Origin of the sequence: Streptomyces sulfonofaciens (assembly GCF_014656295.1) — a bacterium.
Lineage (GTDB): Bacteria > Actinomycetota > Actinomycetes > Streptomycetales > Streptomycetaceae > Streptomyces > Streptomyces sulfonofaciens.
The window spans coordinates 81,458-96,519 of sequence record NZ_BNCD01000008.1 but is presented as its reverse complement, the minus strand read 5'-3'; the positions used below and the strand labels follow the sequence as shown (position 1 = coordinate 96,519).

The following is a 15,062-nucleotide window of genomic DNA, read 5'->3' as shown; positions in this document are numbered from 1 at the left end:
ACCCACTCTGTACCGCACTGTAAGGAAGAGCCTCCGTATGTCCGTCGAAGGTAACTGGGACCTGTCCATCTCCACCCCCGTCGGTCGTATCGAAGCCGTACTGGAACTCCGCCGGGAAAACGGCCGGATCACCGGTACCGCCGCTACCGCCGGTCTCTCCACGGCCACCGGTGTTTCCACCGCGGCCGGTATCGCCGCTGCCGCTGGTGGTACCGGCGAGAAGGTCCCGCTCACCGGCATCGTGCTGGACGGCGACCTGCTGACCTGGCACCAGGCCATCACCAAGCCCCTTCGTCTGAACCTGGTCTTCGCCGTGACGGTCGACGGCGAGACCCTCACCGGGACCTCCCATGCCGGGCGGCTGCCTGCTTCCCGGGTCATCGGCCGGCGTCAGTACGTGCCCGCCGCCGTGGAGCGGTCATGACGAAAGTCCTCCTCTCCCTGCATGTCCTGGCCGCTGTTCTGGCTGTCGGTCCTGTCACCGTCGCTGCAAGCATGTTTCCCGGTGCCCTGCGCCGCGCCCACGGTGAGCCGTGTGGCGAGATCCTGGCGACCCTCGGGGTGCTGCACCGTATATGTCGCGTCTATGCGGCCGTCGGCATCGCTCTTCTCCTCTTCGGGTTCGGGACGGCGAGCAGTCTCGGCGTCCTGTCGAGCCCCTGGCTGATCGCCTCGATCGTCCTGACCTTCGCGGCCGCGGCCGTCCTGGTTCTTCTGATCCTTCCTGCTCAGGAGGATGCGTTGGCCTCCGCCAAGGACAGTGCGCTTGCACATGGCCCTGGTCCTGGCTCGGCATCCCAGTTCGGCCCCGGCTCCGGCTCCGGCTCCCGACATGATTCTGGTTCCGCCCTTGGCTCCGATTCCGGTTCCGGCCTGCGTGCCGCCCGCCGACTGGCCATGGTCACCGGTGTCTTCAATGTCCTGTGGGTCGCGGTCACGGTCCTGATGATCGTCCGGCCCGGCTCCACCACGGGGGCGTGAGGGGCTCCGTGACCGCGTCTTGTCAGACCGGACAGCGCTGCGATGGTCAATCGGGTGAAGACCGTGATGTTGATGGCGATCTTCCATGTGACGGTGTCGGCATCCGCGCCGGAGAGCGGGCTGCGCGCTCCCCCGGCGTCGTCCTGCAGTATCTCGATGGACTCGTCGGTAGCAGTCTGTCCTGACGTCTGCCTGCCGACCGGGCAGCCTGGGACAGGTTGGCGACCAGGGTGCCCGGGTGCCGGTCGCAGGTTGACACCGGTGCCGGCGACCGGTGCACCAGTCGGACGCTTGCACCTGTACCGGCATCGGGCGCCCGCTGCCGGCCGCGCCGGCACAACGGGTACGGCTCGCGCCCGCTGCCCACTACTCGCTCCCCTCTCAACTCGCAACCCGCAACCCTCTGACGGCTGACGGCTGACGGCTGACGGCTGACGGCTGACGGCTGACGGCTGACGGCTGACGGCTGACGGGACCATCACAGCACCGCGCCCACCACCCCCAGCCACCCAGCGCCCGACCGGCCGTCTCGAAGACTCACCCGGCACGGTGCCGTGCTTTGGACGATCCCAGTCGTGAGACGACGAAGTAGCCCACGGCCAGCAGGACAAGGCCCACGACCACCTTGGACGCGAGGCCGCCGTACTTCTCCACCAGGCGCCAGTTGCCGCGCAGCCAGTACCCCGCGAGAACGAAGGCCGTGTTCCATATCAGGCTCCCCAGCGCGGTGAAGCCGACGAAGGTGAGGACCTGCATCCGCTCGATGCCCGCCGGCATGGATATCAGGCTGCGGAGCACCGGCACCATACGAGCGATGAAGACCGTCTTGGCTCCATGCCGAGCGAACCAGACCTCCGCGCGGTCGATCTCATGCGGCTTGACCAGTGGCATACGCGCGGCTATGGAACGCATGCGCTCACGTCCGAGCAGAGCGCCCGCGTGGTACACCACCAGGGAGCCCACGACCGAACCGACCGTGGCCCAGAAGATCGCGGCGGCGACGCTCATACGGCCCTGGCCCGCGGTGAAGCCCGCGACGGGCAGGACCACCTCGCCCGGCACGAACGGAAACACGCTGTCGACCCCGTTGGCCAGTCCGGCTCCGGGTGCGCCGAGGGACTCCATGAGGTGCGTGGCCCAGCCGACGACGCCCCCGGCCTGCTCCGCCTCGCTGCTCGCTTCGATCATGCCGCAAAGGTAAGGAGCGGGCAGGCAGCGGCACCATGAGGTTCACCGCACATCCGGGGTGCGGTGAACCGCAGTGTGGAAAACCGCAGTTCACTTGTGCGGTGAACCTCATGGTCCGCGAAACCGACCGGGCCGTAGCGTCGCAGGCATGATCCGACACATCCGGAGCTGGCGAGTCGTCGTGCTGTCCGCCGCCCTCCTCACAGCGATCGCAGCCGTGGCGCAACCCACCTCGTCCGACGAGACCCTGGCCGCCACCGATCGGCCGGACCGGCGCGCGTCCGATCTCGAAGCCGGCCGCGACGTACACGCCTCCGGCTACACGTCCGACCACGCCTCCGACTACGCGTCCGATGGGACGACCCGTGCCGGACCGTCGCCCCCTCACACGGCCCTGTTGATCGACAGGCAGGCATCCCCTGCGAGAGGTCCCCGGGGGCCGGATGGTCCGCCGGATTCAGCCCTTGCAGGAGGCGGGGCCGGGACCCTCCGGATTCCCACCCCGGCGTACGAGGGCGGGACCTTGCCCCCCGCATACGGAGGCGCAACCTCGCCCACCACCGTCCCAGCAGGCGCAGGCGAAATCATGACCCAGGCAGCCGACCCTGCCCGCCGCTCACCATGTAGGGGTCAGCGCACGCCGAGCCGTCCTCCGCTCCGTCGCGACGACCGGATCGAGCGTCGGCACCGCGGCGAGGAGCCGCTGGGTGTAGGGATCGCGCGGCGCTCCGTACACCTCCTCCACCGTGCCGTACTCGACGACACTTCCCTCCTTCATCACCGCGACCCGGTCGCTGACCTGTCGGACCACGGCGAGATCGTGCGCGATGAACACCAGCGCGAGGCCGAGGTCTTGCTGGATCTCGGCCAGCAGCGCGATCACCTGCGCCTGAGTCGTGACATCGAGCGAGGAAACCGGTTCGTCGCAGACGATGAGGTCGGGACTGGGCGCGAGGGCACGGGCAATGCCCACCCGCTGGCGCTGTCCACCGCTGAACTCGTGCGGATAGCGGTCGTAGTGCGCGGGATCGAGGCCGACGCGTTGGAGGAGGTCGCCGACGCGAGCACGCAGCCGTGCCCCCTCGCGTTCTCCCTGGGCGCGCAGCGGGTCGGCGATGGACTCACCGATGCTGCGCCTCGGGTTGAGGGAGGCGACCGGGTCCTGGAAGACCATCTGGACGCGGGGCCGCTCCGCTCCGTGCGCGAGGGTGCCGGCGGTCGGGCCCAGCAGCCCGACGAGCATCCGCCCGAGAGTGGTCTTACCGCTGCCGCTCTCGCCGACGATGCCCAAGGTCTCGCCCCTGTGCAGGGTGAGGGACACACCGTCGACGGCGGTGACGGAACGTCGTCCCCGGCCGAAGTCACGGCGCAGCCCCGTGGCGGTGAGGAGGGCGTCGCCGGTGATCGCGGCCCTTGGGGCGGTGGGGGCGTCCACGCGGGGCACGGCCCCGAGAAGTTCGCGGGTGTACGACTCGGCCGGTGTGCGCAGCACGGTGTTGATCGGTCCGCGCTCGACGGCACGGCCGCTCCTCATCACCAGGACGTCGTCGACGCTCTCCGCGGCGACGCCGACGTCATGGGTGACGAGCAGGAGGCCCATGCCGGTGTCCTCGCGCAGCGAATGGAGCAGGTCGAGGATCTGAGCCTGGACGGTGACGTCGAGCGCGGTCGTCGGCTCGTCGGCGATGAGGAGTTCAGGCTCGCAGGCCATGGCCATGGCGATCAGCGCGCGCTGGCGCATGCCGCCGCTGAACTCGTGGGGACGCATACGTGCCCGGCGGGCGGCGTCGGGAATGCCGACCTGGTCGAGCACCTGGAGGGCGCGCTCACGCGCGGCCCGGCGCCCGGCGCGGGTGTGCCTGCGGTACACCTCGGCGATCTGGTTACCGACCGCGTAATAGGGGTCCAACGACGACAGCGGGTCCTGGAAGACCATCGCGGCCCGTGCGCCGCGCAGTCCCCGGAGTTCCTCGTCCGTGGCCCGCTGCACATCGGTGCCGGCCACCAGAAGAGAGCCTGTGACCCGTGCCCCGGTGCCTCGGTGCAGGCCGAGCAGGGCGGCGGCCACCGTGCTCTTGCCGGAGCCGGACTCCCCGACGAGACCGAGGGCGGCGCCCTTGTTCAGGGAGAAGGAGAGGTCGTCCACGGCACGTGTGGTGTCGTACTCGACGGTCAGTCCGTGCACCTCCACGAGACTCATACGAGCACCACCCTCCGGTCGGCCACCGCGTACAGCACATCGGCGACGAGATTGGCCAGCACGACGAAGAATCCGGTGACCAGCACCATGCCGACGACCACGGGAAGGTCGGCGACGTTGACCGCACTCACGAGTGCCTGGCCGATACCGGGCAGTCCGAAGAGGGTCTCGGTGAGGACGGCGCCGCCGAACATGGAGCCGAAGTCGTTGGCGGCCAGCGCGATGACGGGCGCGAGAGCGCCGCGCAGTGCGTGCCGTCCGAGGACCGACCGTTCGGAGAGGCCGTAGGCGCGGAAGGTGCGCACATGGTCCTCGGCCAGTGTCTCCAGGATCGCGGCACGGGTCACCCGGGCGTACTTGGCCGCTTCGATCAGGGCGAGGGAGGTCCACGGCAGCAGCAGGTTCCATGCCCACTGCTCGGGGTCCTCGGTCAGGGGCACGTACTGGGGAAAGGGCAGCCACTGGAGCTGGCCGCAGACAACGATCATCAGCAGGAGGCCGATGACGAAGACGGGGGTGGCGGTGCCGGCGAGGGTGAGACCGGTCAGCAGCCGCTCGGAGACCCGGCCGCGCCGCCAGGCGGCGAGCAGTCCGGTACCGACGCCGAGGAGCAGGTAGATCACGAGGGAGCCCAGGGCGAGCGACCCGGTGACCGGGAGTTTGGCGGTGATCAGCTCGGTGACCTGCTGGTCGCTCCGGTACGACAGTCCGAGGCAGGGGGCTGCGCAGTGCTCGATCGAGGTGCCGGTGGAAAAGGAGCGGCCGGCGACGATCCCGCGAAGGAAGTCCCAGTAGCGCTGGTACACCGGGTCGTCCAGGTGCAGTTGTGCGGCGACCTGGTGGACCTGGGCCGGCGAGCAGCGCTCACCGCAGGTGATCTGTGCGACGTTGCCGGGCACGATGTAGAACACCGCGTAGACGATCACCGTGATGGCCAGCAGGGTGGCGACGGCGGAGACCATCCGGCGTAGGAGGAATCCACCGAGACCCTGGAGGCCGGGCAGCCGGCGCAACACCAGTGGGCGACGGCGGAGGGTGAGTGTACTCATGCCTTGGCCTCCCGCCTGCGTCCCGTGCCGATCCTCAGACGGGAGGCGGCCCGCGGATCGAGTGCGGTGCGTATCCCGTCACCGAAGACGGTCATCGACAGCACGGTGACGAACAGTGCCCCGGCGGGGAAGAGCAGGTACTGCGGTGCGGCCTGGTACCAGACATTGGCGGAAGTGATCATCTGGCCCCAGGACGGGGTGGGTGGTTTGACGCCGACGCCGAGGAAGGAGAGAGCGGCCTCCACCGTGATGTTCAGGGGGATCAGCAGTGCTCCGTAGGTGATGACGGGAGCGGCGAGGGCGGGCAGGAGTTCACGGCGGGCGATGTGCCAGGTGTTCCAGCCGCTGAGCCGCGCGGCGGCGACGTGATCGAGTTGCTTGAGGGTGATGGTGTGCGCCCGCACGATCTTCGCCGTGGAACCCCAGGCGATCAGTCCGATGATGACGGCGACCAGCACGGGTCGGGGAAAGCTGGGAGGAACGATGGCGAGCACCGCGAGGGCCATGATCATGAGCGGTAGGGCGATGATGATGTCGGTGATACGGCTGAGGATCTGATCCAGCCAGCCGCTGCCCAGTCCCGCGCCCAATCCGACGGCAAGCCCGATCACCAGTTGCACGAAGGTGGCGGCGAAGGCGACGCCCAGGGAGACCCGGGCCCCGTAGACGAGGCGAGCGAACAGGTCCCGACCCGTCTGGGGTTCCACGCCGAGCCAGTGTTCTGCGCTGATCCCGCCGAGCGGGCCGACCGGCACTCCGCCGCGGGCCGAGTCGACGAGATGCGGATGGTAGGTGGTCGGGTCCTGGCCCTCCAGGGCGGTGAGCAGTGGCGCGGCGAGCGCGACCACGATGAGCAGGACGACGATCCCGGCGGCGACCAGCGTGGCCGGCTGGGAGCGCAGACGACGCAGGAACTGGCGCCCGCCGGAGGCGGGAAGGGGCTGTAGCTCATCCGCGACCGGTCCGGTGGGCAGCAGGGCCTCACTCATGGTGTCGACCTTCCCGACCGCGCTACTTGACCGCGACCTGGGAGACGTCGAGGACGCCGGTCCAGTTGCTGATCACGATGTTCTTGACGTCCTTGCCGTAGAGCCGCTTGTAGACGGGGTGGAACAGCGGCACGTCCAGCGCCTGTGCACTGATGCGCTTGTCGAGTGCGCCCCACCGCTTGGCGGCGGCGTTCAGGTCCGTCAGCTTGTTGATCGCGTCGATCTCCTTGTTGACGGCGGGATCGTCGAGCTGGGCGTGGTTGAAGTTGGCGCCGTCCTTGACGACTTGGCGGCCGTCGAAGATGGGGGCGAGGAAGGGGCCGCCGGAGGGCCAGTCGGCGCCCCAGCGGGCGAGGAAGAAGCCGGGCTCGGCCTTCACGTCCTTGTAGGCGTCGCGGTACTGGTTGATCTCCAGACCCCTGAGCTTGACGGTGATGCCCGCCTTCTTCAGGGCGTCCTGGACGGCCGTGGCGATCTCGGGGCCGGCCTCGGGGTCCTGGTTGGCGTGAGTGAGGGTGAGCGTGATGCCGTGCTTGTAGCCTGCCTCGGCCAGCACCTCGCGGGCCTTCTTCGGGTTCCCGGACTTGCCCGCGGGGAACGGGTCGTAGGGCGTGTAGCCGAAGGCTTCCTGGTTCGGCAGGAAGGTGGTGGCCGGCTCGGCGAGAGAGGTGCCGCCGACCGCGTTGATGACCGAGGAGCGGTCGATCGCGTAGGCGATGGCCTCGCGGACCTTCGGGTTGTCGAACGGCTTCACCTTCGGATTGAAAGCGAGGTAGTTGGTGTAGCCGAAGTGCCCGGTCCCGACCCGGGCGGCCAGGCTCTTGTCACCGCTGATCTTGGCGAGTTCGGCGGGCCCGAGATTGGTGTCGGTGGTGACGGCGGCGGCGTCGGTTCCCTGGCTGGCCGAAAGCCGCTGGTTGATCACGGCGGAGTCGAGGCCGGAGCGGACGTCGATACGGTCCGGGTAGGACTTGCGCTGGGTGTCGTTGGCGGCGGACCAGTACCGGTTGCGTTCCAGTACGAGGTGCTCGCCATCGTTCTCGTTGCTGATGACGCGGTACGGCCCGGAGGAGAGGGGGTGGTTCTCGTACTTGGTGCCGTCGTCCTTGCTCCGGGGCACCGGCGTGAACTGCGTCTGGGTGGCCAGGAAGGGGAACTCGCCCTCGGGCTTGTTCAGGTGGAAGACGATGGTCCGCGCGTCGGGCGTCTCGATCGAGTCGAGCCCCTTCTTGTCCTTGTAGGGGCCGGGGTAGCCGGCGCCGCCGACGAGCCAGTCACGCAGGTACGGGGCCCCTCCGGAGAGTTCCGCGGCGAACGACCGCTCGATGCCGTACTTGATGTCGGCACTGGTGATGGGCGAACCGTCCTCGTACTTGATGCCCTTCTTCAGGGTGTACGTCCAGACGGTGGCGTTCTTGCTGGGTGTGCCGAGGTCCGTGGCGAGGTCGGGCACGACCTTGGAGCCCGCGGCGCCGTTGGCGCGGTTGCGCGTGGTCAGGGTCCGGAAGACCAGGGAGGGCACGTTGCCGCCGCCGGAGGTGTAGAGCCGGGCCGGGTCGAAGTCGGTCTGCGCCTCGGTGTTGAGGATGGTGAGGGTGCCGCCCTTGTGCGGGGTGCCCTTGGCGCCCTCGTCCTTGTCCTTCGGTCCCGCACAGGCGACCGCTGCGGTGGCAAGGGCCAGGCTGACGGATGCGGCCGCGGCGCGGCGGGCGTTGGTGCGGGACGGATGACGCATGGGGGCCTCTCGGGGGTGTCGGCCATCGGATCCGGGACGGAACCGTTTCGGTGCGGTCGGCTGTGGCGTGGTGACGCGTGTGGCGCGGGTCCGGGGTTCGGCTCCGTGCGGGCACGGGGCCGGGCGGTACGGGCGGTACTGAACGGGCCGCGGCGGCCAGGGTCCCTGAGGTGCCGGGACGGGGTGGTGCGGCACCGGGAGCGCGGAGGGTGGGAGCTGCGGAGAACGGCGTGGTGCAGGTGCACCCCGGTCGGGCGCGGCCCGCGGGCAGCCCTCCCGTGGCAGAGCGTCGCGCTCGTCGGAGGGGAACGGTTCAGCGACAGTGAATATCGGCCACGCTCAGCGCGCAGACGCCGATGAGCGTGAGCTCAATGGCGGTGCGATGCGAAGCATGGCTGGCAAACATGCGGAAAATATGAACGAGTGTGGCCCTGGATGTCAACGCGGTGCCCGTTCATACGGCCCCCTGGTCGTACGGCACGCGGCCGGAAGACGCTGGGATCATGGCCGGAAGACGTAGGGGGCGGCCGGTGGGGGCTGCGCCCGGCGCCCGAGCCGGCCGGTACGACACCCCTGCGGCGCCCACGCGGTACCGCCACGGCCGGGCGGCGCACGGCCCTGGCGGCGCACGGCCGGACTGGACCGGGTGGGACCAGGTTGGACCGGATTGGGCTGGACCGGGTAGGGCTGGGCCCGGGACGCGGCGGCGGGCTGGTGCGGTGCAGTGGCTGGTCGATGCGAGGCAGTAGCGGGTCGGTGCGGGACGGCGGCAGGTCGGTGCGCGGGCAGTGGCAGGTCGATGAGGCAGTGCCTGATCGGTGTGTGGCGGTACCGGATCGGCGCGGGACGGTGGCGGGTCGCGCGGCGCCGGGTCGGGCAGCGCTGCGGCCCCACCGTGCCGGGGCGCCCTCGACGGCCCCGGTCGGCCGGGGCCGCCAATGCCTCACCCCTGCACGGCCGGCGACGTCCGTGCCGACGCGGGTGCCGTCGGCGCGGTGCTGGGCGGGCGCCGGGCCGGGAGGAACGAGGCGAAGCCGAGGGCGATCAGGGCGGCACCGGCACCGATGGCCATGACCACCCGGAACGCGTTCTGCGAGGGCAGGACGGCAGGACCGAAGGCGGTGACCATCTGGGCCAGTACGACACCGGCGACCGCACTGGAGACGGAGGTGCCGATGGACCGCATCAGCGTGTTGAGGCTGTTGGCGGCAGCGGTCTCGGACACGGGCACGGCGGCCATGACGAGCGCGGGCATGGCACCGTAGGCGAGTCCGATGCCGGCGCCCACGATGCTGGAGACCAGTACGAGCTGCCAGACGGCGGACATCAGCACGATGTTGAGCCCGTACCCCGCGGCCACGACGACCGCGCCGACCATCAGGGTCACCTTCGGTCCGCGGGAGCGGGAGAGACGTGCGGACAGCGGTGCCATCGCCATCATCACCAGGCCGTTGGGCGCCATGACCAGGCCGACGGCCAGCATCGACTGCCCGAGGCCGTACCCGGTGGCCTTCGGCATCTGGAGCAGTTGTGGAAGCAGCAGCGCCATCGCGAACATCGAGAAGCCGAACACCATCGAGGCGAGATTGGTGAACAGCACCTGGCGGCGGGCCGTGGTGCGCAGGTCCACCAGTGGCCGAGGGACGCGCAGTTCCCACCAGCCCCACACCACCAGCACCAGCGCCGCGGCGCCGAAGAGACCATCGGTGCGTCCGTCGGTCCAGCCCCAGTCGCCGCCCTTGGAGATCGCCAGTAGCAGGCAGACCAGCGCGGCCGACAGCCCCACCGCGCCCACCAGGTCGAAACGGCCGCCGGTGCGCACGGCGGACTCCGGCACCAGTCGGAGCACCAGCACGGTCACGACAGCACCGAGTGCGGCCGAGGTCCAGAACAGCACGTGCCAGTCGGCGCGTTCGGCCAGGAACGCGGCCGCGGGCAGGCCGAGCGCGCCGCCCACCCCGAGCGAGGCGCTCATCAGCGCGGTCGCCGCGGCGAGCCGGTCCGGCGGCAGTTCATCGCGCATGATGCTGATGCCGAGTGGGATCACCCCGGCCGCCATGCCCTGCAGGGCCCGTCCCACCACCATGGGCGCCAGGGAGCCGCTGAGCGCGGCGACGGAGGAACCCGCCACCAGCAGGACCAGGCTGACCAGCAGCATGCGCCGCTTGCCGTACATGTCCCCGAGCCGCCCCATCACCGGTGTGGAGACGGCGCCCGCGAGCAGGGTGGCGGTCACCGCCCAGGTGGTGTCGGAGGTGGAGGCGTGCAGGAGGGAGGGGAGTTCGGGAATCAGTGGGATGACCAGTGTCTGCATCAGCGACACCACGATCCCTGCCAGGGCGAGCACCACCACGACGGGGTTCGCCCGTGGTGCGGCGGTCGACCCGGTGGCGGGTCGCGCGAGGGCATCGGACATGGTCGGGGCCTCCGTCTGGGCTGGTGGAGCGCGAGCGGGGGTACGGCAGTGCGGCAACACGCGAGGGCGCGTGTCAACGCAGGACGGCGCGGGCCGCCATGACGACGTCGAACAGCGCCCCGATCTGCCACACCTCAGCGGCGTGACGGCGTGACGACGTGACGACGTGACGACGTGACGACGTGACGACGTGACAGCATCGGGCCGCCGGTGTGGTCCGGGCGGCCGCAATTAAATCAGTCGCTTGACTTAGGTCGCTCGGCTCAGGTTAGTCGACGGCTCGTTCACGTGTACGGCAACGGTCAGCTCCCGCGTATGACGGCGGCGTGGCCCGGGAGCCCGGCAGGCGAGGAGGGCGTGGCCGCCGGGCGCGTGGCCGAGGGGGGCCGTCTGGGCGGCGGGGTGGCGCACGGGTCTCCACCAGGGGCCCGTAGCGCCTGGTTATGGTGGTGACCATGGCGGGCAAGTCGGTACGGGCTGATCAGGTCAGCGCCACACGAGAGCTGATCCTGACGGCGGCGGAGCGGCTGTTCGCCGAACGGGGCGTGTACGCGGTCTCCAACCGCAGGATCAGCGAGGCCGCCGGCCAGGGCAACAACGCCGCGGTCGGCTACCACTTCGGCACGAAGGCCGACCTGGTGCGGGCGATCGCACGCAAGCACGGCGGGCGCATCGAGCAGGTGCGGGTGCGAGTACTGGACGAGGCGGGCGACTCCAACGACATGCGCGACTGGGTGGGCTGCCTTGTGCGCCCGGTCACCGAGCATCTGGCGGCCCTGGGCAGCCCCACCTGGTACGCACGGTTCTGCGCCCAGGTGATGACCGATCCGGCGCTGCACGACATCATGACCGAGGAGTCGCTCGCCTCCCCCGCCCTGCGGTGCATCGTACGGAGGCTGCACGGGAGCATGCCCGACCTGCCGGCCGAGGTGCGGTCGGAACGCGGCGCCATGGCACGGCAGTTGATCGTGCACACCTGCGCGGAGCGGGAGCGTGCGTTGGCGGAGAGCACTCCTACTCCCCGGGCCAGTTGGCATGACACCGCTACCGGGCTGGTCGATGCGATCGTGGGGATGTGGCGGGCACCGGTGACGCGTCGCGGTTAGGCGTCCACGGGCCCCGGGGCTGCGCCCCCGGCCCCCTCTCGCCGTTCCGTGGCACGCTCAGAAATCCGACCGGAGCGTTCGCTTCGCCGGTCCGCACGCTCCGGACCGGCCGTGTTCGCTCCGCTCGCCCTCGAACGCCGAACCGGCTTTCCCCTCACCTCTCGGATACGTCCCCGACGCCGAACGGGCCCCCGTCATCCATCGCGCTCGTGCTCGAACACCGGACGAGCCGATGCCGCCCTGACCACTCCGGATCGGCTACGTCAGCCCCAAGCAGCGGAGGGGAGGGGCGGCAGCGACACGTTCCCGTACCGCCCCTCCCCCACCCGTCGGCGGGTGGCCACCGCCTCCCTGTGGGCTCGGACCTGACGGCCGAGACCCCCTGACCACCCGAACGGTGCGAACCCCGACCACCCGAACGGCGCGACCCCCGACCACCCGAATGACGCGACCCCCGGCCGCCCGGTCGGCACCGGCACCACCGGTCACCACTCAGTCGAGACCGCCCGAACCCCCCGGACCACCAGTCGGGGACCACCCGGACCACCCAGTCGTGACCACCCGGACCGCCCGAACCACCCAGTCGGAGACCACCACCCAGTCGCGCGCACAGCCTGCATCATGACAGACAAAGATGGACAATGGATAACATATCTTCGAAGGGCGGCTGCACGGCATGGTCATCATTTCGCGCGGGTTCCGCGGGCGGGCCCGGGACTCCCGCCACACACTGCCCCCCGGCCAGTACGAGACCACCGACTTCCCGGTGCTGTCGGCGGGGCCCACGCCGCGCGTCGACCGCGAGGCGTGGCAGTTCACGATCCGCACCGAGACCGGCGAGCAGCACAGTTGGGACTGGGCGGGGTTCACGGCCTTGCCCAGCGAGACGCCCACCGTGGACCTGCACTGCGTCACCAAGTGGTCCAAGTTCGGCACCCGGTGGGAGGGCGTCTCCCTGGACGTGCTGATGCGGGACGTGACGACGTCCGCCCGCTTCGCGCTGGTCCACGCCTACGGCGGCTACACCACCAACCTCCCCCTGGAGGACCTCCTCGACGGGCGGGCATGGATCGCCTACCGCTATGACGACGCGGACCTGGCCCCCGAGCACGGCGGCCCGGCCAGGCTGCTGGTCCCCCATCTGTACCTGTGGAAGTCCGCCAAATGGGTGCACGAGATCCAACTGCTCACGGAGGACGAGCGCGGCTTCTGGGAGACCGCCGGATACCACGACTACGGAGACCCATGGCGCGAGCAGCGGTACCAGGGCGACTAGGCGAACGGCTGCGCTGGCGGCCCGCCGAGCTGACCGGCCGCCGCGCCGAGTCCGCCCTCGCGCACACCCTGGCCTTCGACGTTCCCGGTTGGCCCGGGCACCTGGCGGGCCAGCACGTCGACGTGCGCCTCACGGCGGAGGACGGCTACAGCACCCAGCGCAGCTACTCCCTGGCGTCGGCTCCTGACGCCGACCGCATCGAGCTGACCGTGCAGCGTGTCCGGGACGGCGAGGTGTCGCCGTACCTCGCGGACGTCCTGGACGTCGGAGACCTGGTGGAGGTGCGCGGGCCGGTGGGCGGCTGGTTCGTCTGGCGGCCCGAGCAGACCGAGCCGGTGCTGCTGGTCGCCGGCGGCTCGGGGCTGGTGCCGCTCATGGCGATGGTCCGCACCCGCCGAGCGGCCGGCAGCAAAGCGCCCTTCAGGCTGCTGTACTCCGTCCGCTCGCCCGAGGACCGGCTGTACGTCTCCGAACTGGACGGCAGCGAGCCGGGCCTTGAGACCGTGTGCATCTACACCCGCGGCGCCCCGGCGGGCTGGCCCAGGCCGGCGGGACGGCTGGCGGCGCGGGACCTGTCCGAGGCGGGGTGGCCGCCGCGGTCCGCCCCCCTGTGCTACGTCTGCGGACCCACCGGCTTCGTCGAGACGGCCGCCGATCTGCTGGTGGACCTGGGCCACGCTCCCGAACGCATCCGCACCGAGCGGTTCGGTCCCAGTGGAGGATGACATGCAGCAGCCAGAGGACGCGTCCGGCACACCGCCGCGCCGGGCAGACGCCCGTCAGGACGACGCGCACCGCCGCCCGTACGCGGCTTCGACCCGCCACGCGACCCCGACCCCACCCGCAGACCCGCCCACGGACCCGGTCCCGTCCGCAGACCCGCCCGCAGACCCGCCCACGGACCCGGCGGCCCCATACGAGCACGAATACGAGTACGAGTACGAGTACGAGTACGAATACGAGGACGGCAACGCGCTGGCCGGTCCGCTGTCGGAGATCCTGGCCCTCGAACCGACCACCGCGGTCGGCCGGTGCACCGGCTGCGGCACCGACTGGCCCCTCGCCCGGCTGCGCGTGTACGCCCGCGCGCCCGGCTACGTCGGCCGCTGCCCCGACTGCGACCGCGTCATCCTCCGCCTCGTCCCCACCCCCGACCGGCTGTGGCTGGACCTCCGCGGAACCGTCGCCCTCTCCTTCACGCGCGACCGGCCGGGGGCCTGACCGGGCTCACCGCTCTGTGCCGCCCTGCTCCCCGGCGCGCAGGGCCGCGGGATCCTCGGCACGGATCCGCGTCAGATAGTCCTGGTCCTCGGCCGCCATCCGGTGGGCCTCGGCCACCACGTCGGACAGGCTGTGCGCCGGAATGACGACGGCTCCTGCGCTGTCGGCGTAGACGTAGTCGCCCGGGACGACGCAGACGCCGCCGACCTCGACGGGGACGTTCGCCGCGGCAGGTGTCACGGTGTCGCCGCCCCAGCGGGTGGCCTCGCCCGCGCACCACGTCGAGAAGTCGTAGGCGGCCAGCTCGCCGAAGTCGCGGAGCCTGCCGTCCGTGAGCACGCCCGCCAGGCCGTGGTTCTGGAGGCGGGACATCTTGGTGGCGCCGCCGTGCGAGGCGTCCGGGTGACCGCCGCTGGAGAGGACGAGCACCGCCCCGCGCGGCGCGTCGCCGACCGCGCGGTAGAACCAGCCCGCGAAGCCCGGCGCGTTCGTCTCCGTGCGGTCGTCGCGGTAGGGGAGGTAGGCGATCGTGGTGGCGGGTCCGAACAGGGTCCGCCGCGGAGCGGGGCTGACCAGGTCGAGGATGTGCGCCCGGTGCCCGTGGAAACGGCCCATCGCATCCACCAGGTCGGCGCATCCGAGTCCCTCGACGGACACCACCGGGTCGCTGCTCCGCTCGCGCATCCCGACGCCTTCCTCGCGGCCCGGATCCTTCTCGGTCCCCTGCCGCACCCGGCCGTCGCGGCTGCACCCGGCCTTCACACGGGCCGGTCAGCGGCGCGGCTCTCCTGCCCCACCTTCCCGACCCTGCGCCTCCATTCTAGGGCTTGCACCTTTTGCCCGCGTTTCGGACACATGCCTTGCCCGCGTTCTCAGACAGACGCCCACCGTTCCCGCGTCC

At 70.7% G+C, this 15,062-nt stretch carries 14 protein-coding genes; 6 read left to right on the top strand and 8 right to left on the bottom strand.

All coding sequences use genetic code 11. The features are described from left to right. Positions 1-37 precede the first annotated feature (37 nt). A complete protein-coding gene (locus tag IE313_RS15230; protein ID WP_189932317.1) occupies positions 38-424 on the top strand; it encodes a hypothetical protein in 387 nt (128 codons plus the stop codon). Next, entirely contained in the window at positions 421-981 is a 561-nt protein-coding gene (locus tag IE313_RS15225; protein WP_189932316.1) for a hypothetical protein, read from the top strand. Before IE313_RS15230 ends, IE313_RS15225 begins: the two co-directional genes overlap by 4 nt. Positions 982-1,518: 537 nt before the next feature. Here the strand turns inward: IE313_RS15225 and IE313_RS15220 are convergent. The 7 genes from IE313_RS15220 to IE313_RS15195 form a co-directional block, all read right to left on the bottom strand. Next, positions 1,519-2,169 carry a DedA family protein gene (locus IE313_RS15220; RefSeq protein ID WP_189932314.1) on the bottom strand — a complete coding sequence of 217 codons (651 nt, stop codon included), beginning with the start codon at positions 2,167-2,169 and terminating at the stop codon, positions 1,519-1,521. Positions 2,170-2,785: 616 nt separating this feature from the next. Continuing rightward, entirely contained in the window at positions 2,786-4,369 is a 1,584-nt protein-coding gene (locus tag IE313_RS15215; RefSeq protein ID WP_189932312.1) for a dipeptide ABC transporter ATP-binding protein, read from the bottom strand. Beyond that, positions 4,366-5,418, bottom strand: coding sequence for an ABC transporter permease (locus tag IE313_RS15210; protein ID WP_189932310.1), 1,053 nt, complete (start codon positions 5,416-5,418; stop codon positions 4,366-4,368). Before IE313_RS15210 ends, IE313_RS15215 begins: the two co-directional genes overlap by 4 nt. Then, positions 5,415-6,407 (bottom strand): ABC transporter permease, encoded by a 993-nt coding sequence (locus IE313_RS15205; protein WP_189932302.1) that lies wholly within the window; start codon positions 6,405-6,407, stop codon positions 5,415-5,417. The genes IE313_RS15210 and IE313_RS15205 overlap by 4 nt, the downstream gene beginning before the upstream one ends. Before the next feature lie 22 nt (positions 6,408-6,429). Beyond that, positions 6,430-8,142 carry an ABC transporter substrate-binding protein gene (locus IE313_RS15200; protein ID WP_189932300.1) on the bottom strand — a complete coding sequence of 571 codons (1,713 nt, stop codon included), beginning with the start codon at positions 8,140-8,142 and terminating at the stop codon, positions 6,430-6,432. A 313-nt stretch (positions 8,143-8,455) separates the two neighbouring features. Further along, on the bottom strand, positions 8,456-8,548 hold the full coding sequence (locus IE313_RS36410) for an Ms4533A family Cys-rich leader peptide (protein WP_373316992.1): 93 nt from the start codon (positions 8,546-8,548) through the stop codon (positions 8,456-8,458). Between the two features lie 537 nt (positions 8,549-9,085). Further along, the gene (locus tag IE313_RS15195) at positions 9,086-10,558 is read right to left on the bottom strand and encodes an MFS transporter (protein ID WP_189932298.1); all 1,473 of its coding nucleotides are present in this window, start codon (positions 10,556-10,558) and stop codon (positions 9,086-9,088) included. 455 nt (positions 10,559-11,013) lie between these two features. Here IE313_RS15195 and IE313_RS15190 point away from each other — a divergent pair, with 455 nt between their 5' ends. From IE313_RS15190 to IE313_RS36215, 4 genes are all read left to right on the top strand, one after another. Then, positions 11,014-11,664 (top strand): TetR/AcrR family transcriptional regulator, encoded by a 651-nt coding sequence (locus tag IE313_RS15190; protein ID WP_189932296.1) that lies wholly within the window; start codon positions 11,014-11,016, stop codon positions 11,662-11,664. 676 nt (positions 11,665-12,340) lie between these two features. Beyond that, positions 12,341-12,940: a sulfite oxidase-like oxidoreductase gene (locus tag IE313_RS15185; RefSeq protein WP_189932294.1), complete on the top strand. Its 600-nt coding sequence runs from the start codon at positions 12,341-12,343 to the stop codon at positions 12,938-12,940. Then, positions 12,910-13,665: a ferredoxin reductase gene (locus tag IE313_RS15180; protein ID WP_189932293.1), complete on the top strand. Its 756-nt coding sequence runs from the start codon at positions 12,910-12,912 to the stop codon at positions 13,663-13,665. The genes IE313_RS15185 and IE313_RS15180 overlap by 31 nt, the downstream gene beginning before the upstream one ends. A 1-nt stretch (position 13,666) precedes the next feature. After that, positions 13,667-14,161, top strand: a complete 495-nt coding sequence (locus IE313_RS36215) for a DUF6510 family protein (protein WP_308439174.1) — start codon at positions 13,667-13,669, stop codon at positions 14,159-14,161. A 6-nt stretch (positions 14,162-14,167) separates the two neighbouring features. Here IE313_RS36215 and IE313_RS15170 read toward each other — a convergent pair whose 3' ends face one another. Continuing rightward, positions 14,168-14,845: an RraA family protein gene (locus tag IE313_RS15170; protein ID WP_189932291.1), complete on the bottom strand. Its 678-nt coding sequence runs from the start codon at positions 14,843-14,845 to the stop codon at positions 14,168-14,170. Positions 14,846-15,062: the final 217 nt, after the last annotated feature.